Here is a 20356-nt window from a genome sequence, read left to right on the forward strand (position 1 = left end):
GTGCAGGGGCGGGACGAATGCGTGCGGGGCAGCGGATTCGCGTAGCCTGTCTGTGATGTCAGCTACCCCAGTTCCCGCGGTTCCCACTCTGGCGGTGTGGAGCGATTCCCTCCTGGCGTACAATTTCGGCGCGCACCATCCCATGTCCCCGATCCGGCTGGAACTGACCGCGCGGCTGGCGGACGAATACGCCATCTTCCACCGGCCGAACGTCACCCTCGCCGCAGCCGAGACGGCAGGGGACGCCCAGCTGGAAACTGTCCACGATCCGGCCTATGTAGCCGCGGTGAAGGCTGTCAGCGACAACCCGGCGGCGGTGGATGAAGCACGGGGGCTCGGCACCGAAGACGACCCGGTGTTCCCAGGCATGCATGCGGCCAGCGCCCGGATAGCGGGAGCCTCGCTGCAGTCCGCGGCCGCCATTCTGGACGAGTCGGCGCTGCATGCGGTGAACTTTGCCGGCGGCATGCACCACGCAGCGCGCGGCAAGGCGAGCGGATTTTGCATTTACAACGACTGCGCGCTGGCCATCCAGCATCTGCTGGACCGCGGTGTGCAGCGGGTTGCCTACGTAGACGTTGACGCCCACCACGGCGACGGCGTGCAGTCCATCTTCTACAACGACCCGCGGGTGTTGACCATCTCGCTGCACGAGACCGGCACCCACCTGTTTCCGGGAACCGGTTTTGCCAACGAAAGCGGTGGCCCGGACGCGCTGGGCAGCTCGGTGAATGTGGCCCTGCCGCCCCGCACCGGCGACGCCGCCTTCCTGCGCGCCTTCCATGCGGTGGTCCCGCAGCTGGTCAGGGCCTTCGCGCCGGAAGTGATCGTCAGCCAGCATGGCTGCGACAACCACGCCCGCGACATGCTGAGCAGCCTGAAGCTGAGCGTTGACGCGCAGCGGCAGATGATGCTGGACGTGGCCGATCTCGCCCGCGAGGTCGCCGGCGACCGGTGGATCGCCACCGGGGGCGGCGGCTACGACGTCTTCAACGTGGTGCCGCGGTCCTGGACCCACATGCTCGCCATTGTTGCCGGCCGTCCCATCCCGTTGCACAGCGAGGTGCCGCAGTCCTGGCACGAATATGTGGAGGTCCGGTACGGCCAGCAGGCTCCGCTGTACATGGGCGATGACGCCGACCTGTGGTGGCGTTCGTGGGAAGTCGGCTACGACCCGAACGACAGCGTGGACCGCACGGTGATGGCGACTCGCAAGGAAATTTTTCCCTACCACGGCCTCGATCCGTGGTTCGACTGAACGGTCCCCGCACGGCCCCTGGCGCCGTCCTGTTCGGCTTGGTGTAACGATTTCGCCCTTCGGCGCGTGGCGGACCGCCGCCGGGGGTGCCTGCAGGGCATATATGCGATTAGGGTAATGGAATGGCCATCGATGACGTCTTTGCAGTAATTGCCGAAGGTACGCGCCGGGACATACTCGGCTCGCTGCGAGGCGGAGACAAAGCGGTCGGCGAGCTGGTCGACGAACTCGAAGTCAGCCAGCCGACGGTCTCCAAGCATTTGAAGGTGCTGCGCGAGGCCGGCCTGGTGTCCATGCGCGCCCAGGGGCAGAAGCGCTACTACTCGCTGCAAACCCGACCGCTGCAGGATGTGGCCGAATGGATCGTCGCTTTCGGAGTGGATGTGATGCCCGCGGCCGAACCGGTGGCACCGGCGGTGGCGGCCGCCGTCGTTGCTCCGCAGGAGCCGGGCCATGCCGTCTCGGGGCGGAGCCTGGAGGTTCCGGTTCCGGCCAACCTCAGCCGGTCGCTGGGCCAGGCCGCCAACAAGGCAACAACCAAGGCAGCGGACCTTTTTGCGCATCTGCCCAAACTGCCGCGCCGACGCCGCAGCTGAAGTCCGCCCCGGCAACGGCCGGCATCGGTCCCAGGGTGGTGATGACCCGCACATTCCGAGCCCCGCAGGCTGCCCCGGACGGGCGTGACTGCCCGCACAATCCGCGCCACGGAACGCCGGCCAGCCTCGGAATCCTCCGCTTCAGAAGGTACAGACTGCCGGCAACACCGCAGGTCGGCGCGTTACGAGGCGCTTCGACGATATGTCAGATGTGTTTCTTGGTTCCCGCCTCCGTGTGGTTTTCTTTGTGAGGGCCTGAAGCAAGTTGAGTGCCCCAATACGTCAGCTAGGGAAGGGACGCACCCATGGATGCCCATCTGCTTGAAGTCCGCGACGAAGTCTTCCGCCGCAATCCAGGCGAAACGGAATTCCACCAGGCCGTCAACGAAGTCTTTGACACTCTGGAGCCGCTCTCCGCCCGGCACCCCGAATACACCGACGCCGCCATTTTGCAGCGCATCTGCGAGCCCGAGCGCCAGATCATCTTCCGGGTCCCGTGGATGGACGACGCCGGCAACGTTCAGATCAACCGCGGCTTCCGCGTCGAGTTCAACTCCGCTCTGGGCCCGTACAAGGGCGGCCTGCGTTTCCACCCGTCGGTCTACCTGGGCATCGTCAAATTCCTGGGCTTCGAGCAGATCTTCAAGAACGCGTTGACCGGTATGCCCATCGGCGGCGGCAAGGGCGGCTCCGACTTTGACCCGCGCGGCCGTTCCGACAACGAAGTGATGCGCTTCTGCCAGTCCTTCATGACCGAGCTGTACCGCCACATCGGCGAATACACCGACGTTCCAGCCGGCGACATGGGCGTGGGAACCCGCGAGATCGGCTACCTGTTCGGCCAGTACAAGCGCATCACCAATCGCTACGAGTCCGGCGTGCTCACCGGCAAGGGCACCGGCTGGGGCGGATCCCTGGTCCGGCCCGAGGCCACCGGCTACGGCGCCGTGCTGTTCACCCAGGAGATGCTCAAGACCCGGGGCCAGAGCTTCGACGGCCAGCGTGTGGTGATTTCCGGTTCCGGCAACGTGGCCATCAACGCCATCGAAAAGGCCCAGGCACTGGGTGCCAAGGTGGTCACCGCCTCCGATTCCGGCGGCTACGTGGTGGACGAGGCCGGCATCGACGTCGAACTGCTGCGCCAGATCAAGGAAGTTGAGCGCGGCCGCATCTCCGACTACGCCGACCGCCGTGGCGCCTCCGTTCATTATGTGCCCGAGGGCAACGTCTGGGACGTCGACTGCACCGTTGCCCTGCCCAGCGCGACGCAGAACGAACTGGACGACAAGTCCGCCCGCCGCTTGGTGGAATCCGGCCTGATCGCCGTGGCCGAAGGCGCCAACATGCCCTGCACCAGCGAGGCTGCCTCCATCTTCCAAGAGGCGAACGTGCTGTTCGGCCCGGGCAAGGCGGCCAACGCCGGCGGCGTGGCCACCTCCGCCTTGGAAATGCAGCAGAACGCCAGCCGCGACGCATGGAGTTTCGAGTACACGGAGCAGCGGCTGACCGACATTATGGTGGGTATCCACGACCGCTGTGCGGAGACCGCCGACAAGTACGGCATGCCCGGCAACTATGTGGCCGGCGCCAACATCTCCGGCTTCAAGAAGGTTGCCGACGCCATGCTGGCCCAGGGGCTCATCTAAGCCCGCTGACCCAGCAACGTCCTGATCACGACGACGGTGCCCGCCAGTCAGGCGGGCACCGTCGTCTTGGTTTCGGGCCAGAACTGTAAGCTCGGTCCATGGTTCAGACACTGATCGGGCTGGATATTGGCGGCAGCAAGACGCACGGTATCCGGCTGGACGACGGCCGGGTAGCCGCCGAAGCGACAGCCGGCAGTGCCAACGTGCAGAACACCAGTCCCGCCCAGGCCTCAACCGCCCTGTCCGAAGTGTTCACCCGGCTCGGCGCAGCACGCGTCGCTGCGGTCTACGCCGGAGCCGGTGGAATCGACACGGACGGCGACGCCGAGGCGCTGCGGGCGCTGGTCGCCCCGCTGGCTCCCGGGGCGGACGTCCACGTTGTCCACGACACCCGACTGGTGCTGGCCGCCGGACACCGGAGAGTGGGGATCGGTGTGGTCGCCGGCACCGGATCGTCCGTGTGGGGCATCAACGCCGCCGGCGAGGAAGCCCGCGCCGGCGGCTGGGGGCACCTGCTGGGGGACGAAGGCAGCGGCTACTGGCTGGGACGCGAAGCCGTCCGGCATGCCCTCTCCCGGCTGGACGCCGGCCTGCCGCCGGACAGGCTGTCTGCGCTGCTGCTGGCAGGCTGCGGACTGCAGAAACCGGTGGACCTGATAGCGCTGTTCCACTCGCCGCACACGGACCGGCGGTTCTGGGCGGGCAAATCCCGGGTGGTGGTGGACGCCGCCGAGGACGGCGAGCCGCCGGCAAGAGCAATCGTTGACCGGGCCGCGGCCGATCTTGCCGGCCAGATCCGCCTGGTCGCGGATCGGCTCGGCCTAACCGGTCCGGTGGTCCTGGGCGGCGGCCTCGGCGTCAACGTCCGGAGCTTCCAGCGGTCGGTAGCCGCGGCGCTGGAGCCGCACGGCATCACTGACATCCAACCGCTGGACCGGGAGCCGGTCTTCGGCATTGACGTCCTGGCGGGGCTGGCCTAGGCACAACTTCCCGACCCGTTGCCGCGACGTTGCAGGGTGTTCCCGGGTGCCGCGGCCAGCGCCCCGCGGTGGCCGAGCCGCCGTCGTCATAATCGGTCATGTCGCGGCGGCCGGTTTTTAGGCTCCGACAGGTTCGGCGTACAGTGCCGGTATGACGACTCGTTGGTATGCGTATTTTGCGTTGGCTCTGGAGGGGCCTGACGTAACCGCTTAGCGCGTACGCATATCAACCTTCAGAGCCAACGGGGCAGAGATGATTCTCTGCCCTTCGCCATTTCTCCGGCGGGTTCTGAATCTCCAGGTCCCGCCACCAACAGACGGGATCCCCACCATGAACGCACCTGCCAGCCACCTCTTGGAAGCGGCCGCCCAGTCCAACGCGACGGAGCTGGGCGCGGGCGACGCGTCCGGCGGACACATCACGCCGCGCGGCACCAACAACCTGCGGGTGAGCAGCTTCAGTCCGTTGCCGACGCCGGTGGAGCTCATGGCTGAGCAGCCGCTGACCGCCGAGGCCGCCGCAGTCGTGGCCCGGGGCCGAGAGGAAATCCGTGCGGTCATGGACGGCGTGGACAACAGGCTGCTGGTGATCGTTGGTCCCTGCTCCATCCACGACACGGGAGCCGGCCTGGACTACGCGCGCCGGCTGGCGCAGGTGGCGAGGGAACACCGCGAAGAGCTGCTGATTGTGATGCGCACCTACTTCGAGAAGCCGCGCACCACGGTGGGCTGGAAGGGGCTGGTCAACGACCCCCGGCTGGACGGCTCCCACGACATCGCCGCCGGGCTGCGACTGGCCCGGACCTTCCTGCTGGAGGTGGCGGAGCTGGGCCTGCCGGTGGCCACGGAGTTCCTGGAACCGATCAGCCCGCAGTACCTGGCGGACCTGGTCAGCTGGGGCGCGATCGGTGCACGGACCACGGAGAGCCAGATCCACCGCCAGCTGGTGTCCGGTCTGTCCATGCCGGTGGGTTTCAAGAACGGAACCGACGGCGGCCTGCAGGTGGCACTCGACGCCTGCCAGGCGGCGTCGGCCGCGCAGGCGTTCCTGGGCATCGACGGCGACGGGCGTGCGGCGCTGGTGGCCACCAACGGCAACCCGGACACCCACCTGATCCTGCGCGGCGGCAAGAGCGGCCCGAACTACGGCGCCGACCATGTTGCCGCGGCGTCCGAAGCGCTGGCGAATGCAGGAGTGAATCCGCGGCTGATCGTGGACGCCAGCCACGCCAACAGCGGCAAGAGCCACCACCGCCAGGCCGAGGTTGCACTGGAGATCGCGGCGCAGCTGGAAGCCGGCGGCAGCGCCATCGCCGGCATCATGTTGGAGAGCTTCCTGGTGGGCGGAGCGCAGAAAATGGACGTGGTTGAAAACGCGGTCGGGGCCGGGCTGGTCTACGGTCAAAGCGTGACCGATGCCTGCATGGAGTGGGACGTGACGGCCGAAGTGCTGGCGCAACTGGCGGCGGCCGCAGGACATCGCGGCGCAACCGATGCCCCGCGGACAAAGACCGTGCAGCAATAAAACCCTTAAGCTACAGTGGCCGCTTTCACTTTCGCCACAACAGCCTCTAAAGTATCTAGGAAGAAGGTTTGGGGCAGGGCAAGGCGGCACGCCGTCGTCGTTGCTTACAGTAAAGGAACAGTGCGAAATGGCTGACGAGAACAACTTCTCGAATGTGCGCTTCTTGACGGTGTCGGAAGTGGCCGCAGTCATGCGCGTGTCCAAGATGACCGTTTACCGTTTGGTGCATTCGGGCGAGATGCCCGCTGTGCGCTTCGGACGTTCCTACCGGGTACCCGAGTCTGCCGTGGAGGAGTACCTGCGCGGCGCGGTGATCGACCGGGAAACCGGCACCGCCTGACCCCCGGCACCGTCTCCGCGGCGTCCGGCGGTCAAAGACGGGTGCGCGGAAGCTGTACCCTGTTAAGGAACGTTTTACGTCATCGTCGAAAAACCGTAAGTTGGTGTGTGCCCCGCCGGGCGCCGGCAGCACGGAAACTATCAGTGAATGAGGGACTCGTGGGTTCAGTTATCAAGAAGCGCCGCAAGCGTATGGCCAAGAAGAAGCACCGTAAACTGCTTCGCAAGACCCGCCACCAGCGCCGCAACAAGAAGTAGGACCCGCTAGCCGGTTCCCTTTACTTCCACGGTCCGTCAGGAAACTGGCGGGCCGTGTGCATTTAACGCCATTCCTGGCTGGGGGAGGGCCGGTGCTTAAGCTGCCGGCCGGCGGAATTTGCTCACGCCGCGCCAGAGCCCATAGACCGCGCCCGCGCCGGTGGCGGCCTTGAGCCCGAGCGTGGCCGCACGGCGTCCGCTGCGGAAGTCGTAGACCGGCCAGTGGTTCTCGCGGGCGTGCCGGCGCAGCCTGGCATCCGGATTGATGGCCACTGGATTGCCCACCAGAGTCAGCAGCGGGACATCGTTGTACGAGTCGCTGTAGGCCCAGCAGCGCGCCAGGTCGAGGCCTTGCCGTGCAGCCAACTCTTCCACCGCAACGGCCTTGGCCGGACCGTGCAGGATGTCCCCGATCAGCCGTCCGGTGTAGGCCCCGTTCTCGATTTCGCCGACCGTGCCCAAAGCGCCCGTCAGGCCCAGCCGGTCCGCGATCACGGCGGCCACCTCCACCGGGGTGGCCGTGACCAGCCAGACCTTCCGGCCCACACGCAGGTGCTGGTCCGCCAGCGCCCGGGTGCCGGGCCAGATCTTGGAGGCGATCACTTCGTCGTAGACCTCGTCGCCCACCTGCTTGAAGTCGTCGCTCAACAGGCCGGTGGCCAGTGCCAAGGCCGTCTCCCGGATGGACTGGATGTCCTTCAGGCTTTCCCCGCGCATCAGGAACCGTGCCTGCTTGAAACCGAAGCTGGCGGCGTCGCGCATCCGGAAGGCGCCCCGCTGGTACATCTTTCGGGCCACGTGGAACAAGCTGGCACCGCGCATCAGCGTGTTGTCGACGTCGAAGAATGCAGCCTCCGTCTCCGGGTCGGCGGAGACCGAGGCTCGCTGTGCATGGCCGGCGGCGGACTTGGACATACTTCGAGTCTAACGAGGCGCCGGGGATTCCCTGTTCACCGCCGCCGAGGGCTACCGTGGGAGGCATGAACGGATCCGAGGACCGCAGCCACGAATTGGTGCTGCTGACCAAACCCGGCTGCCATCTGTGCCAGGCCGCGCGGGAGACGGTAGAGCGCGTTGCGGGGGACCTCGGTGTGCCCTGGGAGGAAAAGAACATCCTCGAAGACCCGGAGCTGGAGCGCCGGTTTGCCGAAGAGATCCCGGTGGTCATGATCGACGGCGTGCAGCGGGATTTCTGGCACATCGATGCGGAGCGTTTACGCCGCCTGCTCACGCAATAGCGCTACCCCCCCCGGCGTCATCAGAGTTGGAGACCGGCGCGGCGGAGCTTAATCTAGGGGAACACCAGCCATCGGTCGGACAACCACCGGGGCAGTCATGATCCGGAACGGCTGGAGACAGCCTGAGCCGGAGCCCCCAGCAGGCATCGGAGCGAGAACAGTGACCCACCTCCCGGAGACAGAGGCGGCCAAGCCTTCCGGCCAGGAGATCCCGCCGGCAGCGCTCGCACGCCTGACCATCTACCTCCGGGCGCTGAATTCGCTGATGGCAGCCGGCACGGAACGCATCTCTTCCGAGCAGTTGGCCGAATCCGCCGGGGTCAGCCCGCCCACCTTGCGCAAGGACCTGTCCCACCTGGGGTCTTTCGGCACCCGCGGCGTGGGCTACGACGTCCGCCTGGTCAGCCAGGAGATTTCGGCTGCCTTGGGCCTGATGCATGAGTGGAAGGTGGCCATCGTCGGCGTCGGCAACCTGGGCAGGGCGCTGGCCGGCTACTCCGGTTTCAGTACCAAGGGATTCGGCGTCGTGGCGCTTTTTGACGCGGACCCGCTCGTGGTCGGGTCGGAGGTGGCAGGGCTGCGGGTCAGCCCCATCGCCGAGTTGGAAGCCGTGCTGCGGCAGACCGGAGCCAATATGGCGGTGATGGCCGTGCCGGCCGGCGTGGCCCAGGGACTCTGCGACCGGCTGGTCGCGGCCGGAGTGATGAGCATCCTCAGCTTCGCGCCGGTGGTGCTCCAGGTCCCGCCGTCCGTGCAGCTGCGCAAGGTGGACATGGCCACCGAACTGCAGATCCTGGCCTACCACGCACAACGGGCGCAGGAGACGGAGAACAACTCCGAGTCCAGCGCCCGTTCCTAGCCGGCGTGGTGCCGGCTGCGTAGCCGCTTAGCGGCCGTAAATGCCGTACTTGTGGGCCTTGGTGGCCTGGAAGAACTGGTTCGATGCCGGCAGGAACAGCAGCACGATCGCCGCGATGCCCAGCAGCACGGACAAGGTGCCGAACCAGATGTTGAACAGGCCAAACAGCGACAGCGCGGCAAACACGGTGCCTGTGATCCGGGCCCAGTTCTTGCCTGCCTTCACGCCGAAGGCCACCAGCAGGTACAGCCCGACGGCGATCACCGCGGTGATGACGATGATCACTCCCGCCGTGCCGCTCATCATCTGTGAGAGCTCTGCGTCGGAGAACTGACCGCCCTGCTCACCGAGGGCCTCACGGACCGACGGGTCCTGGAGTACCGCGGCCATGGTGCCATCGAGGTTGGTGAGCTCAGTCAGCATTTCGAGGGCGGTCAGCGCCGCCGCCGCGATGATCAGCCAGAAGGCGATGACCACTTCGCGCGGCCGGGTGGGCTTGGCTCCGGTCTGCGGCTGGCCGCTTGGGTAACCGTACTGACCGGGCACGGCGTTCTGGTAGCCGTACGGCTGCTGCCCATACTGCTGGCCATACGGGGGGCCCTGCTGACCCTGGCCGTAGGGCTGCTGGCCGTACTGCGGTGCGTTTTGGCCGTACTGCGGCTGGCCCTGCCCGTACTGCGGGGCGTTCTGCCCGTACTGCGGCTCACCGGAGCCGGGCTGCTGCGGAGCATTCTGCCCGTACTGCGGCAGGTTCTGTCCGTACTGAGGCTGTTGCTGGCCGTTGGGCCGGCCTTCCCCGTCACCGGGTGTGTTCGGTTCGTTCTGGGGGGTGCTCATGGCCGGGTCCTTTTCATCTCATCCACTCGGGCCGGATCTGCCGGCCGCGGAGGCTCTTGGCAGCTGTTACTGCCACACTACAATGCAGGTCAGCGCCGTGTCGGTCGCCCGGAAGGATGATTTTCGGCCCGCCGGCAACCGAACCGGCCGGTCCGGCGGCCGATGGGGCTTTTGGGCAAACACGCCCAGTTTGAGACACTTGTACCCATGCCCGAAGCCACTGTCCATCTGCTCCGCCACGGCGAGGTCCACAACCCCGACCGTGTGCTTTATGGCAGGCTGCCGAGCTTCCGACTGTCTGAGCTGGGGCAGGAAATGGCCCGGCGTGCCGCCGACTACTTTTCCGAGCGCGGGAAGGACGGCGCAACGATCAGTTATCTGGTCGCTTCGCCGTTGACCCGGGCCCAGGAGACCGCCGGACCGACTGCGGAGGCGCTGGGCCTCGAGATTGTCACCGACGAGCGGATTATCGAAGCCGAGAACCACTTCGAGGGCCTCAGCGACATCCGCTCGCACCTGCGCGAGCCGCGCTACTGGCGGCGCCTCTACAATCCGTTCCGGCCGTCCTGGGGGGAGCCGTACACGGCGCAGGTCGCCCGGATGCGTGAAGCCATCGTTGACGCCCAGCGTCAGGCGGTCGAACGTGGCGGCCCGGGGGCCGAGGCGATTCTGGTCAGCCACCAGCTGCCCATCTGGGTCACCAGGTTGGCCAGCGAGGGCAAACCGCTCTGGCACGACCCCCGCCGCCGGCAGTGCACGCTGGCGTCGGTGACCTCCCTTGAGTTCGACGGCGGGCGCCTGAGCGCGGTGCGTTATGCCGAGCCCTGCGCCGACTTGCTGCCCGGTGCGGCGAACTTGCCGGGAGCATAATAGAATTACTACGCGTTGTAGAAGTGGGATGCCCGCAACCCCACGAAGAAGAGTGTGACTGTGACTGCCGATAATCCCCGTTCGTTCAACCGCCGTACCGTGTTCAAAGTCGGTGCGGGGCTGTTTGGTGCCCTGTCGCTGGCGGCCTGTTCCGTCGAGGATCCGCTGGCCCAGCAGGCCAACGCCGGAGACAACAAGAACTACATCGCCGGAGACGGCTCGGTGACCGAGTATGCGCCCGGGTCCCGCGGCGAACCGGTGCAGCTGACCGGCAAGCTCCTCGACGGCACGTCCGTCGATGCCGCCGACTGGGCCGGTACGGTCACGGTGCTGAATTTCTGGTACGCCTCCTGTGCGCCCTGCCGGCTGGAAGCCCCGGACCTGCAGGCCCTCAGCGAGGAGTTCGCTGACAGCGCCCAGTTCTACGGCGTCAACATTCGGGACGAGCGGCCCACCGCCGAGGCCTTCGAGCGCAACTTCGGCATCACCTACCCCAGCTTCATGGACAAGGACGGTGGCATCCTGCTGGCCATGACGTCCTACGTGCCGCCGCAGGCTGTCCCCACCACGCTGGTACTGGACAAGGAAGGCCGAGTGGCCGCCCGGATTCTGGGCGTGGCGGACAAGGGCACACTCAAGGCCTTGATCAAAGACGCAGTGGCCGCGTAGCCGTGGGATGGGCGACGGCCTCGCTGCCGATGACCTTGGGGGGCGCCTTCGGCGACACGGTGCTGAACGGCTCCGTGCTGCTGGCCATCCCCGTGGCAATGCTGGCCGGGCTGGTCTCCTTCCTGTCCCCGTGTGTGCTGCCGCTGGTGCCCGGCTACATGGGCTATGTCACCGGCCTGACCGGCGTGGACCTGGAACGCCAGCGCCGCGGCCGGATGTTCGCCGGCATCGGCCTGTTCGTGCTCGGTTTTTCCATCGTCTTCGTGTTCATCGGGGCGGTCTTCGGCCAGCTGGGCGCCTGGCTGAAGGGCAGCGACGCGGACTGGATCACCCAGCTGCTCGGCGTCGTCGTCGTGGTCATGGGCATCATTTTCATGGGCGGGCTGTCCTTCTTCCAGCGGGACCGCAAAATCCACTCCCGCCCGCCCGCGGGGCTGTGGGGTGCCCCGGTGCTCGGTATGACGTTCGGGCTGGGCTGGGCGCCGTGCATCGGCCCCACCTTCTCCGCGGTCCAGGCGCTGGCGTACTCCGGCGGTGCGGACGCGGCCAAAGGCGCCTTCCTGGCTTTCGTGTACTGCTTGGGCCTGGGCATCCCGTTCCTGCTGATCGCGCTCGGTGTCCGGCGGGGGATGGGCGCCATGGCGTTCTTCCGCAAGCACCGGCTGTTCCTGCAGCGGTCGGGCGGAGCCATGTTGGTAGTTTTGGGCCTGCTGATGGCCACCGGGCTTTGGGGGGACTGGGTGACGCAATTGCAGGATTGGTTTGCAAATGAAGTGAGGCTCCCGATCTGATGAGTCAGACCCCCGACGGCGCACAGCGCCATGACGACGCCGGTGCACCCGCACCGGGCGGACCGGGCACCGGTGGCGGCAAGGGCCGTGCCGGCACCGACCGCAAGCACAACCGCAAGCGGGACGACGTCGCCGTTCCCGCACTGGGCTTCCTGGGCATGCTGCGCTGGGCGTGGACCCAGCTGACCAGCATGCGGACCGCGCTGTTCCTGCTGCTGCTGTTGGCGGTGGCCGCGGTCCCCGGCTCGCTGTTCCCGCAGCGCCCGGCCAACCCGGCGGTGGTGACCCAGTACCTCACGGACAATCCGGAGGTCGGGCCGTGGCTGGACCGCTTCCAGCTCTTCGACGTGTATTCCTCGGTGTGGTTCTCCGCCATCTACCTGCTGCTGTTCCTGTCGCTGATTGGCTGCGTTATCCCGCGCGCCATCCAGCACTACAAGGCCATGCGGTCGCAGCCGCCGCGGACGCCGCGCCGGCTGTCCCGGCTGCCCGAGTACGGTTCCATGGCGGTCCCGGCCGAAGCCGGCGTCTCCGCACGCTCCGCTGTCGAAGAGGCCGCCCGGCTGTTGAAGCGCCGGGGCTACCGGGTCAACGTGCGCGACGCGGACACCGACCGGCCCTCGGTCGGCGCCGAACGCGGCTTCGCCAAGGAAATCGGAAACCTGATCTTCCACACCTCGCTGATCGGCGTGCTGGTCTCCGTGGCGGTCGGCGGCCAGTTCGGCTACACCGGCCAGCGGGTCCTGGTCGAGGGCGAAACATTCGTGAATTCGCTGATCGGCTACGACAGTTTCAACCCGGGGACCGGCTTCACCGAGGACCGGCTGGACCCGTTCTCCCTGACCCTGGACAAGTTCGAGGTGGTGTTCGACCGCGAATCGACCACCCACTACGGGCAGCCGCTGGACTTCACCGCCACCATGTCCGTGCGGGATGAGCCGGGGGCGCCCGCCGAGCAGCAGGTCCTGAAGGTCAACCACCCGCTGACCATCGGCGGCAGCAACGTCTACCTGATGGGCAACGGCTACGCGCCCGTGGTGACCATCCGGGACGGCGACGGCAACATTGCCCACCAAGGCCCCGTCGTCGCCATTCCCAACGACGGCGCCTACACCTCCACAATGGTGATCAAGGTGCCGGACGCCAAGCCGGAGCAGTTGGGCTTCGTGGGCTTCTTCCTGCCGACGGCGATGGAAGGCGAGGACGGCGTGGCTTACGGCAGCGACCCGGACCCGATGAATCCGCGGCTGTACTTGAACTCCTACTACGGCGATTTGGGCCTGGACAACGGCGATCCGAAGAACGTCTTTGTCCTGGACACCAGCAACCTCAACGTGCTCAACGACCGCAACCAGGACAGCGGCGGCATCGAGCTCGCCGCGTACGAGACGAAGGAACTGCCCAACGGAATGGGCAGCATCACCTTCGATGGGTTGGTGCGTTATGCCGCGCTGGACATCCACCACGATCCGGGCAAGCTCGGGGCGCTCGTCTTCTCCTCGCTGGCGATGGCCGGCTTGGGCGCCTCGTTGTTCATTGGTCGACGCCGCGTGTGGGTGCGCGCCGGCATGCACGACGACGGACGCACGATGGTGGAGTGGGGCTTGCTGGCCCGCGGCGAAGACCACCGGCTGGCCCCGGAAGCAGCGACCATCAGTAAACTTCTCCGCGACCAATGGCTGACGGATGCCGGCCCACAGGCGCACAATAGCAAGAGCGCCGCCGGCGTTGACAACTCCTAAGGACACCTCTTCCCATGCCCACGATTGACCAAACACTGGCCCAGTACAGCGAGCTGTTTATCTTGCTCGGCGCGATGGCGTTCACCGTCGCCTTCATCGCCTTCTGCTGGGATTTGGCGAAATCCAGCAAGACCATCAAGGCGGTCGAAGACCGGCTGGCCGCCGAGCACGCCCCTGCGGACGCGGCGGTGCTGGTCGGCGCGGCCGGAGCCACCTCCGGCTCCGCAGCCGTCAGCAACGCCGGGGGCAACGGAAACCAGGCGCACGCGGTCGAAATGGCCTCGGACTCGATGAACTACGGCAAGGAACGCCGCGCGGCCGCGCGCATCGGCGTGGCCCTCACCGTGCTGGCAACAGTCATCCTGGCCGCTGGTGTGGTGACCCGGGGGATGGCCGCACACCGTGTGCCGTGGGGCAACATGTACGAATTCTGCACCACCGGTGCGCTGATGGTAGCGGTGGTCTACCTGATTGCCCTGACCCGAAAGGACCTGCGGTTCCTCGGCTCGTTCGTCATTGGGCTCGTGGTGATCATGCTGATCGCTGCCACCATTGGATTCCCGACGCCGGTGGCCCACCTGATTCCCGCCCTGCAGAGCTACTGGATAATCATCCACGTCTCGGTGGCGGTGCTGGCGTCCGCACTGTTCACGCTGACCTTCGCCATGTCCGTGCTGCAGCTGATCCAGGGAAACCGCGAAGCCCGCGGCCGGGCCGGCAAGGCGGACAAGCTGGGCTTCATGCGGTTGGTCCCCTCCGCACTGTCGCTGGAGAACGCCGCTTACCGGATCAATGCGGTCTCGTTTGTCTTGTGGACCTTCACCCTGGTGCTCGGCGCCATCTGGGCCGAGGAGGCCTGGGGCCGCTACTGGGGCTGGGACACCAAGGAAGTCTGGACCTTCGTGATCTGGGTGGTCTACGCCGGCTACCTGCACGCCCGCGCCACCCGTGGCTGGACCGGCACCCGCGCCGCCTGGCTGTCGATCGTGGGCTACCTTTGCGTGGTCTTCAACTTCACGATCGTCAACGTCTTCTTCGCCGGCCTGCACAGCTACGCCGGAGTCTAGGACTCAAAGGGCGGGGGCTCGCCGACAGGCATCGTTCCCCGCCTCCGTCACGAGAGAAGGCCCGCAGCTCTGGCATCACTCAGGGCTGCGGGCCTTCTTCGAAAGAGGGTCTCGGCTGGCTTGAATTAGTGCGGGCCGTTGTCCGGGTCGTCTTCGCTCAACTGCCGGCCGTCATGGGTGGCGGGTTTGTCTTTGTTCCCGTGCTGCGGGTCTTCGGTCTTCTTCAGCTCTTGCTCACGCCGGTGCAATTCCTCTTCGCGCTGTTTGGCGCGGCGCTTTGCATCGAGCGTGCGCAGGAAGGCGATGTCATCGTCGGGAGCCGCCGGGCGGGGTGCCTGCTGGGGTTGCCGGCCGGCGGCGCGGGGGCGGCCCCACATGAACCACATGAGGGCCCCGATCAGCGGGACAAAGATGATGGTGACGATCCATCCCGGTTTGGAGATACTGCGCACCTCGTGGGACCCGGACCGGATGCACTCGATCAGGGCATAGATCACCACCGATAGAGCCAGTACCGCGAGCAGGATATAGAGACGGACCATGACTTAATTGTAGGTGAGCGCTGCCCTGGGGACTGCGGAAACCTTGGACTGTCCGGGTGATCTCGCGGGCAGCGTAAACTTGAGGCGTGGCTTTTTGGAAATTCAGTGCCCTGCGGCTCGGCATCATGGCCGCCATCTTTGTTATTTGCCTGTTCCTGAGGCTGGGCATCGTCTACTCTGCCTTAGCGGCCGCGGTCATGGGCTGGTGCATTACCTACCTGTTCTTCCGCAAGATGAGGGACGAAGCCGGCAGGGCGCTAGCCAGCCGTTTCAACAAGGGAGTGGCGGCGCCGCGGACCTCCACGGAGATCTCCGATGCGTTGGCCGAGGACTCCGCCGTCGAGCAGCACGGCGAACTTCGGGTGGATTCGGACCGCAAGCCCAAGCCTGCCCAGCAGCAGCCGGCACCGCAGCAACCTAACGAACCGCGGTCCGAGGACCAGCAGCGCTGACCCGTTCCGGCAACCGGCCCGGTTGCCGCGGCAGCTGCCTACATGATCTCGCTGAGCACCAGGCCCAGGCCGAAGGCCACGGCGAACCCCAGGTTGATCAGCCCGGTCTGCTTCAGCACCGGAATCAGGCTCTCGCGCTTTTTGCCCTTGAGCATCAGCCAGCTCGGGGTGAGGCACGCCGGCACCAGCAGCAGGACCAAGAGGATCCACGGGTAGTCGTAGACCAGCAGCAGCGGCAGCAGGATGGCCACCGCCAGCATCATGACGTAGCTGATGCGCGCAACCTCGTCGCCCAGACGGACCGCCAGCGTCATTTTCCCCACCTCACGGTCAGTGGGGATATCTCGCACGTTGTTGGCCATCAGCAAGGCGGTGGCGATCAAGCCGGTACCGACCGCGCCGATGAAGGACTGCCAGCTGACCTGCAGGGCCTGGGTGTAGGTGGTTCCCATGGTGGCGACGATGCCGAAGAACAGGAACACGTAGACCTCGCCCAGCCCGCGGTAGCCGTACGGGTTGTTGCCGCCGGTATATCCCCAGGCCGCGATCACGCAGCCGACGCCCACCAACAGCAGCGGCCAGGTCTGGGACAGGATGATCAGTGCAAGCCCGGCGACCATGGCCAGCCCGAAGCTGCCGAACGCCGCGGCCTTGACCGCTTGCGGCGTGGCCAGCCCGGAGCCGGTCAGCCGCAGCGGGCCGACGCGCACGTCGTCGGTGCCGCGGACGCCGTCCGAATAGTCGTTCGCGTAGTTCACCCCCACCTGGAACAGGATCGCGACCAGCGCGGCCAGCACGGCAAGCAGCGGCCGGAAGGAACCCAGTTGGTAGGCGGCCGCGCTGCCGATGATCACCGGCGCGATCGACATCGGAAGCGTGCGGGGCCGTGCCCCTTCGAGCCATTGCCCGGCTGTAGCCACTGTGGAAGATCCTTACCTGTGGGGGACTGGTACATCATGGGCTGCGGGCATCCGCAGCAAGGTTCTATTCTCGCCCATGGGGGCCGGTGGGCCGTGCAGTTGGCGGAGCAGGAGTGCCGGATGTCACGGTTGCGGCGGTTCCGCGCCGGGCTGCCCGTTGCCGTGCGGCGCGGACTCCGCCGCCGACCGGCGCAGGACGTCCGCCACGGCCAGACGGTCCGGTTTGCCATTGGACAGCAGCGGCAGGGCATCCAAGTGCACAATGTGGCGCGGGACGGCCGGACTTCCCAAGGCAGCGCGGACGCGCGCGCGGATCTGATCCACGGTGGCGGAACCAACGACGGCGGCGCACACCTTGGTGCCCCACTCCGGATCCGCGATTCCGGCCACCAGGGCCGCCCGCACCTCCGGGAGCCCTTCGATGGCCTCGGCGACGGCAGCCGCTGATACCTTGACGCCGCCGGTGATCAGCACGTCGTCAGCGCGCCCGGTCACGGTGAGCGCACCGTCGTCGTCGACCTCGCCCAGGTCTTCGGTGCGGAACCACCGGGTGCCGCCTGACTCGCTGAAGTGCGCCGCGGTCAGCTCCGGATTCTCCAGGTAGCCGCCGGCCACCACGTCGCCGCCGATCAGCACCCGGCCCTCTTGGAGCTGCAGCGTAACGCCCTGAAGCGGCACGCCGTCGTACACGCAGCCGCCGCAGGTCTCACTCATGCCGTAGGTGCGCACGATCTTCAGTGAATGTTTGGCCGCCTCCGTCCGCAGCGCCGCCGGCATCCGGGCCCCGCCCAGCAGGATCGCGTCGAAGCGGCGCAGCGCCTTCACCGTTTCCGGCGCCGAGGAAGTGAGCAACCGGTGCAGTTGGGTCGGTACCAGCGAGGTGATGCGGAACCGGTCGGTCAGTGCGGCGGCGGCGTCGGTGAACGCCTGCGCGGTAAAGCCATTGGACAGGTCCATGGCCCACGGCCGGGTGCCGGCGTAGAGCGAGCGGACCAGCACCTGCAGGCCGGCGACGTAGTTCGGTGCCAGCGTCAGCAGCCACTGACCCTCGCCGCCCAGCCGCAGCGCAGTGCCCATCGACGACGCAGCCAGCGCGTCGATCCCCAGCATGGTGGCCTTGGGTGTGCCAGTGGAACCCGAGGTCCGGACAATCGCGGCGGTTTCCGGAGCCAGCCCGGGCGAAGCCACCGGCAGCGGCGTCCCGTCGGCTGCGATTTCGACGGCGGGGCCCTCGCCGCCCAGCGCCGCCGTCAGCGCGGACAGGGCCGGCTCGATGTCCATTCCGGCAGCCTTAGAAGTAGTAGGGGAACGAAGACCAGTCCGGGTCGCGTTTGGCCAGGAACGCTTCCTTGCCTTCGACGGCTTCGTCCGTCATATACGCCAGCCGAGTGGCTTCACCGGCGAAGACCTGCTGGCCGGCCAACCCGTCGTCGGCCAGGTTGAAGGCGAACTTGAGCATCCGGATGGCCTGCGGCGATTGCCGCGCGATGTCCGCGGCGTACTCCAGCGCCACCTCTTCGAGACGCTCGTGGTCGACCGCCTCGTTCACCGCGCCCATGCGGACCATGTCCTCGGCGGAGTATTCGCGGGCCAGGAAGAAAATCTCCCGCGCCGCCTTCTGGCCGATCTGCCGGGCCAGCAGGGCCGAGCCGTAGCCCGCGTCGAAACTGCCCACGGTGGCATCGGTCTGCTTGAACTTGCCGTGCTGCCTGGAGGCGATGGTCAGGTCGGAGACCACGTGCAGCGAGTGCCCGCCGCCGGCTGCCCAGCCGTTGACGACGGCGATGACCACCTTGGGCATGGTGCGCATCAGCCGCTGGACTTCCAGAATGTGCAGCCGGCCGGCGCGGGCCGGGTCGATGGTCTCCTTCGTCTCGCCATCGGCATACCGGTAGCCGTCGCGGCCGCGGATGCGCTGGTCGCCGCCGGAGCAGAAGGAGTGGCCGCCGTCCTTGGCGGAGGGGCCGTTGCCGGTCAGCAGTACCGTGGCGACGTCCGGCGTCATCCGAGCATGATCCATCGCCCGGTAGAGCTCGTCCACTGTGCCGGGGCGGAAGGCGTTGCGCACCTCTGGACGGTTGAACGCGATGCGCACGGCGGGCAGATCGCGGACCACGGCGCCGTCGGCGTCGCGCTCCACCTGGCGGTGGTAGGTCATGTCCTGGAAGTCGAAGCCTTCCACTACCCGCCAGCGCTGCGGGTCGAAGAGGTCGGAAACCTTCTCCGGCAGGTCAGGCTGCGCCTGGCCGGTGCTGCTGGCGGAGGTGGTGCGGGCTGGGGTGGGGGTCTCGGAAGTCACCCCTCGAGTTTATCGTTGCGGTTGCGGAGACCTTTTGTCGAGTCTTCTGCCGGACTTTCTGCCCGGGTCTTCTGCCCGGGATCCGGCCGGGACCCCGGCTGCGACTCCGGCCGGGACGCCGGCTCCGGTCCACTCCGGCCATGCCGGCCCCGCGCCACCTCAAAGGCTGCTCGCCGCGGCATCCCGCGCGGCGTGACCGGATTGCCCGCGGAGGCCGCCGGCGCGAGCAGGCTGCACCAAAATTTTTCGGCCGTGGGGGTTGCAGGTGAATGCTAAGCATGCTTTGCTTACAACGTAAGCAACCTTCCCGAAGAGGTCACCAGAACCACGGTGAACCCTTCACGGCCTCCCATCAGATTGGGGCCGCAGCCCGCTGAGGATTGGGAACCACGGCCGGCAGCCTCGCTGGCCCGACCGCCTCGCGGTGCGGCAGAACCATCAAAGCCATCATCATGCCCGGTGCCGTGCCTCCGGAGCGTACTCGCCGCGGTCAAACCGTGGCAGGTGGAAACAAATAAGGAGATGAAATGATCGCCAAGGATAAAGTCGACCGTCTGGTCGGCAGCAACGCCAATGTGATCGATTCCGAAGGTAGCAAGATCGGATCGCTCGGGGAACTCTACCTCGACGACCGGACGAATGAGCCGAGTTGGGCCACGGTCAAGACCGGCCTGTTCGGCCTGTCCGAGAGCTTCGTCCCGCTGGACAACGCCACCACCGAGGGCGGCGACCTCCGCGTGCCCTATACCAAGGACCAAATCAAGGACGCCCCGCGGGTGGATCCCGAGGGACATCTGGACGTGGCCGAAGAGGACCGTCTCTACAGCCACTACGGCCTGTCCGCAGGCAACGCTGGACATACAGGCAACGCAGGCAACGCAGCCTACGGCGGAAACGCCGGCCAGGCCCGCACCGGAACCGCCGGGACCACTGGCACAGCCGGGACAACCGGCCTGAGGGACAGGGACACCTCCCGCGAAACCGCCGGCACACACGGAGTTGACGAAACCGCCGGCCGGCGCGGAACGGACTATGACACCTCCCGCGCAGGGGCCGACGACGCTATGACCCGTTCGGAAGAGCGGGTGCGGGTGGGTACCGAGTCCCAGGAAGTCGGGAAGGCCAGGCTGCGCAAGTACGTGGTCACCGAGAACGTCACCCGCACGGTCCCCGTTCAGCATGAAGAGGTGCGCCTCGAGCGTGAACCGATTACTGACGCCAACCGTGGCGAGGCGCTCGCCGGCCCAGAGATCAGCGAGGCTGAGCACGAAGTGACTCTGCACGCGGAAAAGCCGGTGGTGGACAAGGAAACCGTCCCGGTTGAACGGGTCCGGCTCGATAAAGATACGGTCACCGACCAGGAGACCGTTTCCACGGACGTGCGCAAGGAAGAAGTTGAGGCCGATGATGATGTCAGGGGCCGCAATCGCCACTGATCGCTAGGTGTTGGTCTCTGCGGAAGGCCCCG

General features: G+C 66.9%; 22 protein-coding genes. 16 read left to right on the plus strand and 6 right to left on the minus strand.

Features of this window, described 5'->3' with window-relative positions; translation table 11 throughout:
* Nucleotides 1-55: 55 nt before the first annotated feature.
* The 7 genes from ACWF5H_RS04540 (at nt 56) to ACWF5H_RS04570 (ending at nt 6602) form a co-directional block, all read left to right on the plus strand.
* Nucleotides 56-1258 (plus strand): acetoin utilization protein AcuC, encoded by a 1203-nt coding sequence (locus ACWF5H_RS04540; protein WP_364643777.1) that lies wholly within the window; start codon nt 56-58, stop codon nt 1256-1258.
* A 122-nt stretch (nt 1259-1380) separates the two neighbouring features.
* On the plus strand, nt 1381-1854 hold the full coding sequence (locus tag ACWF5H_RS04545) for an ArsR/SmtB family transcription factor (protein ID WP_364643780.1): 474 nt from the start codon (nt 1381-1383) through the stop codon (nt 1852-1854).
* 305 nt (nt 1855-2159) lie between these two features.
* The gene (gene gdhA, locus ACWF5H_RS04550; RefSeq protein ID WP_364643783.1) at nt 2160-3500 is read left to right on the plus strand and encodes an NADP-specific glutamate dehydrogenase; all 1341 of its coding nucleotides are present in this window, start codon (nt 2160-2162) and stop codon (nt 3498-3500) included.
* A gap of 98 nt (nt 3501-3598) precedes the next feature.
* On the plus strand, nt 3599-4480 hold the full coding sequence (locus ACWF5H_RS04555) for an N-acetylglucosamine kinase (protein ID WP_452035112.1): 882 nt from the start codon (nt 3599-3601) through the stop codon (nt 4478-4480).
* Nucleotides 4481-4811: 331 nt separating this feature from the next.
* On the plus strand, nt 4812-6005 hold the full coding sequence (locus tag ACWF5H_RS04560) for a 3-deoxy-7-phosphoheptulonate synthase (RefSeq protein WP_452035114.1): 1194 nt from the start codon (nt 4812-4814) through the stop codon (nt 6003-6005).
* A 127-nt stretch (nt 6006-6132) separates the two neighbouring features.
* Nucleotides 6133-6345 (plus strand): helix-turn-helix domain-containing protein, encoded by a 213-nt coding sequence (locus ACWF5H_RS04565; RefSeq protein ID WP_127512893.1) that lies wholly within the window; start codon nt 6133-6135, stop codon nt 6343-6345.
* Between the two features lie 158 nt (nt 6346-6503).
* Nucleotides 6504-6602 carry a 30S ribosomal protein bS22 gene (locus ACWF5H_RS04570; protein WP_003792170.1) on the plus strand — a complete coding sequence of 33 codons (99 nt, stop codon included), beginning with the start codon at nt 6504-6506 and terminating at the stop codon, nt 6600-6602.
* A gap of 96 nt (nt 6603-6698) precedes the next feature.
* On the opposite strand, the gene ACWF5H_RS04575 is transcribed toward ACWF5H_RS04570, so the two are convergent.
* A complete protein-coding gene (locus ACWF5H_RS04575) occupies nt 6699-7517 on the minus strand; it encodes an HAD family hydrolase (protein ID WP_452035116.1) in 819 nt (272 codons plus the stop codon).
* A gap of 65 nt (nt 7518-7582) precedes the next feature.
* On the opposite strand from ACWF5H_RS04575, the gene ACWF5H_RS04580 reads away from it, so the two are divergent.
* Both ACWF5H_RS04580 and ACWF5H_RS04585 read left to right on the plus strand, forming a co-directional pair.
* Nucleotides 7583-7840, plus strand: coding sequence for a glutaredoxin family protein (locus tag ACWF5H_RS04580; RefSeq protein ID WP_452035117.1), 258 nt, complete (start codon nt 7583-7585; stop codon nt 7838-7840).
* Nucleotides 7841-7937: 97 nt separating this feature from the next.
* The gene (locus ACWF5H_RS04585; RefSeq protein WP_452035118.1) at nt 7938-8699 is read left to right on the plus strand and encodes a redox-sensing transcriptional repressor Rex; all 762 of its coding nucleotides are present in this window, start codon (nt 7938-7940) and stop codon (nt 8697-8699) included.
* Between the two features lie 27 nt (nt 8700-8726).
* Here ACWF5H_RS04585 and ACWF5H_RS04590 read toward each other — a convergent pair whose 3' ends face one another.
* Nucleotides 8727-9536 (minus strand): hypothetical protein, encoded by an 810-nt coding sequence (locus ACWF5H_RS04590; RefSeq protein WP_452035119.1) that lies wholly within the window; start codon nt 9534-9536, stop codon nt 8727-8729.
* Nucleotides 9537-9743: 207 nt separating this feature from the next.
* Between ACWF5H_RS04590 and ACWF5H_RS04595 the strand changes: the two genes are divergently transcribed.
* From ACWF5H_RS04595 to ccsB, 5 genes are read left to right on the plus strand one after another with little or no spacing between them, the layout of a single operon-like run.
* The gene (locus ACWF5H_RS04595; RefSeq protein WP_452035121.1) at nt 9744-10406 is read left to right on the plus strand and encodes a histidine phosphatase family protein; all 663 of its coding nucleotides are present in this window, start codon (nt 9744-9746) and stop codon (nt 10404-10406) included.
* 54 nt (nt 10407-10460) lie between these two features.
* Nucleotides 10461-11075 carry a TlpA family protein disulfide reductase gene (locus tag ACWF5H_RS04600; protein ID WP_452035123.1) on the plus strand — a complete coding sequence of 205 codons (615 nt, stop codon included), beginning with the start codon at nt 10461-10463 and terminating at the stop codon, nt 11073-11075.
* A gap of 29 nt (nt 11076-11104) precedes the next feature.
* Nucleotides 11105-11866, plus strand: coding sequence for a cytochrome c biogenesis CcdA family protein (locus tag ACWF5H_RS04605; protein WP_364644782.1), 762 nt, complete (start codon nt 11105-11107; stop codon nt 11864-11866).
* Nucleotides 11866-13608, plus strand: coding sequence for a cytochrome c biogenesis protein ResB (gene resB, locus ACWF5H_RS04610; RefSeq protein WP_452035124.1), 1743 nt, complete (start codon nt 11866-11868; stop codon nt 13606-13608). The genes ACWF5H_RS04605 and resB overlap by 1 nt, the downstream gene beginning before the upstream one ends.
* 14 nt (nt 13609-13622) lie before the next feature.
* Nucleotides 13623-14675, plus strand: coding sequence for a c-type cytochrome biogenesis protein CcsB (gene ccsB, locus ACWF5H_RS04615; RefSeq protein ID WP_364643810.1), 1053 nt, complete (start codon nt 13623-13625; stop codon nt 14673-14675).
* Between the two features lie 125 nt (nt 14676-14800).
* Here ccsB and ACWF5H_RS04620 read toward each other — a convergent pair whose 3' ends face one another.
* The gene (locus tag ACWF5H_RS04620; protein WP_452035125.1) at nt 14801-15217 is read right to left on the minus strand and encodes a PLDc N-terminal domain-containing protein; all 417 of its coding nucleotides are present in this window, start codon (nt 15215-15217) and stop codon (nt 14801-14803) included.
* 86 nt (nt 15218-15303) lie between these two features.
* On the opposite strand from ACWF5H_RS04620, the gene ACWF5H_RS04625 reads away from it, so the two are divergent.
* Nucleotides 15304-15669 carry a DUF4229 domain-containing protein gene (locus ACWF5H_RS04625; protein ID WP_452035127.1) on the plus strand — a complete coding sequence of 122 codons (366 nt, stop codon included), beginning with the start codon at nt 15304-15306 and terminating at the stop codon, nt 15667-15669.
* Nucleotides 15670-15707: 38 nt separating this feature from the next.
* On the opposite strand, the gene ACWF5H_RS04630 is transcribed toward ACWF5H_RS04625, so the two are convergent.
* The 3 genes from ACWF5H_RS04630 to ACWF5H_RS04640 form a co-directional block, all read right to left on the minus strand.
* Nucleotides 15708-16589, minus strand: coding sequence for a 1,4-dihydroxy-2-naphthoate polyprenyltransferase (locus tag ACWF5H_RS04630; RefSeq protein ID WP_452035128.1), 882 nt, complete (start codon nt 16587-16589; stop codon nt 15708-15710).
* Nucleotides 16590-16712: 123 nt separating this feature from the next.
* A complete protein-coding gene (locus ACWF5H_RS04635) occupies nt 16713-17870 on the minus strand; it encodes an AMP-binding protein (RefSeq protein WP_452035129.1) in 1158 nt (385 codons plus the stop codon).
* Between the two features lie 10 nt (nt 17871-17880).
* Nucleotides 17881-18819, minus strand: a complete 939-nt coding sequence (locus tag ACWF5H_RS04640) for a 1,4-dihydroxy-2-naphthoyl-CoA synthase (protein ID WP_452035359.1) — start codon at nt 18817-18819, stop codon at nt 17881-17883.
* 596 nt (nt 18820-19415) lie between these two features.
* Here ACWF5H_RS04640 and ACWF5H_RS04645 point away from each other — a divergent pair.
* Entirely contained in the window at nt 19416-20324 is a 909-nt protein-coding gene (locus tag ACWF5H_RS04645; RefSeq protein WP_452035130.1) for a DUF2382 domain-containing protein, read from the plus strand.
* Nucleotides 20325-20356: the final 32 nt, after the last annotated feature.

The sequence above is a fragment of the Arthrobacter sp. NPDC055138 genome (genome assembly GCF_053607305.1).

Coding starts and splice junctions, on each gene's coding strand:
- ACWF5H_RS04540 (WP_364643777.1), top strand. CDS start 56: ATGTCAGCTACCCCAGTTCCCGCGGTTCCCACTCTGGCGGTGTGGAGC.
- ACWF5H_RS04545 (WP_364643780.1), top strand. CDS start 1,381: ATGGCCATCGATGACGTCTTTGCAGTAATTGCCGAAGGTACGCGCCGG.
- gdhA (WP_364643783.1), top strand. CDS start 2,160: ATGGATGCCCATCTGCTTGAAGTCCGCGACGAAGTCTTCCGCCGCAAT.
- ACWF5H_RS04555 (WP_452035112.1), top strand. CDS start 3,599: ATGGTTCAGACACTGATCGGGCTGGATATTGGCGGCAGCAAGACGCAC.
- ACWF5H_RS04560 (WP_452035114.1), top strand. CDS start 4,812: ATGAACGCACCTGCCAGCCACCTCTTGGAAGCGGCCGCCCAGTCCAAC.
- ACWF5H_RS04565 (WP_127512893.1), top strand. CDS start 6,133: ATGGCTGACGAGAACAACTTCTCGAATGTGCGCTTCTTGACGGTGTCG.
- ACWF5H_RS04575 (WP_452035116.1), bottom strand. CDS start 7,517: ATGTCCAAGTCCGCCGCCGGCCATGCACAGCGAGCCTCGGTCTCCGCC.
- ACWF5H_RS04580 (WP_452035117.1), top strand. CDS start 7,583: ATGAACGGATCCGAGGACCGCAGCCACGAATTGGTGCTGCTGACCAAA.
- ACWF5H_RS04585 (WP_452035118.1), top strand. CDS start 7,938: ATGATCCGGAACGGCTGGAGACAGCCTGAGCCGGAGCCCCCAGCAGGC.
- ACWF5H_RS04590 (WP_452035119.1), bottom strand. CDS start 9,536: ATGAGCACCCCCCAGAACGAACCGAACACACCCGGTGACGGGGAAGGC.
- ACWF5H_RS04595 (WP_452035121.1), top strand. CDS start 9,744: ATGCCCGAAGCCACTGTCCATCTGCTCCGCCACGGCGAGGTCCACAAC.
- ACWF5H_RS04605 (WP_364644782.1), top strand. CDS start 11,105: ATGACCTTGGGGGGCGCCTTCGGCGACACGGTGCTGAACGGCTCCGTG.
- resB (WP_452035124.1), top strand. CDS start 11,866: ATGAGTCAGACCCCCGACGGCGCACAGCGCCATGACGACGCCGGTGCA.
- ccsB (WP_364643810.1), top strand. CDS start 13,623: ATGCCCACGATTGACCAAACACTGGCCCAGTACAGCGAGCTGTTTATC.
- ACWF5H_RS04620 (WP_452035125.1), bottom strand. CDS start 15,217: ATGGTCCGTCTCTATATCCTGCTCGCGGTACTGGCTCTATCGGTGGTG.
- ACWF5H_RS04635 (WP_452035129.1), bottom strand. CDS start 17,870: ATGGACATCGAGCCGGCCCTGTCCGCGCTGACGGCGGCGCTGGGCGGC.
- ACWF5H_RS04645 (WP_452035130.1), top strand. CDS start 19,416: ATGATCGCCAAGGATAAAGTCGACCGTCTGGTCGGCAGCAACGCCAAT.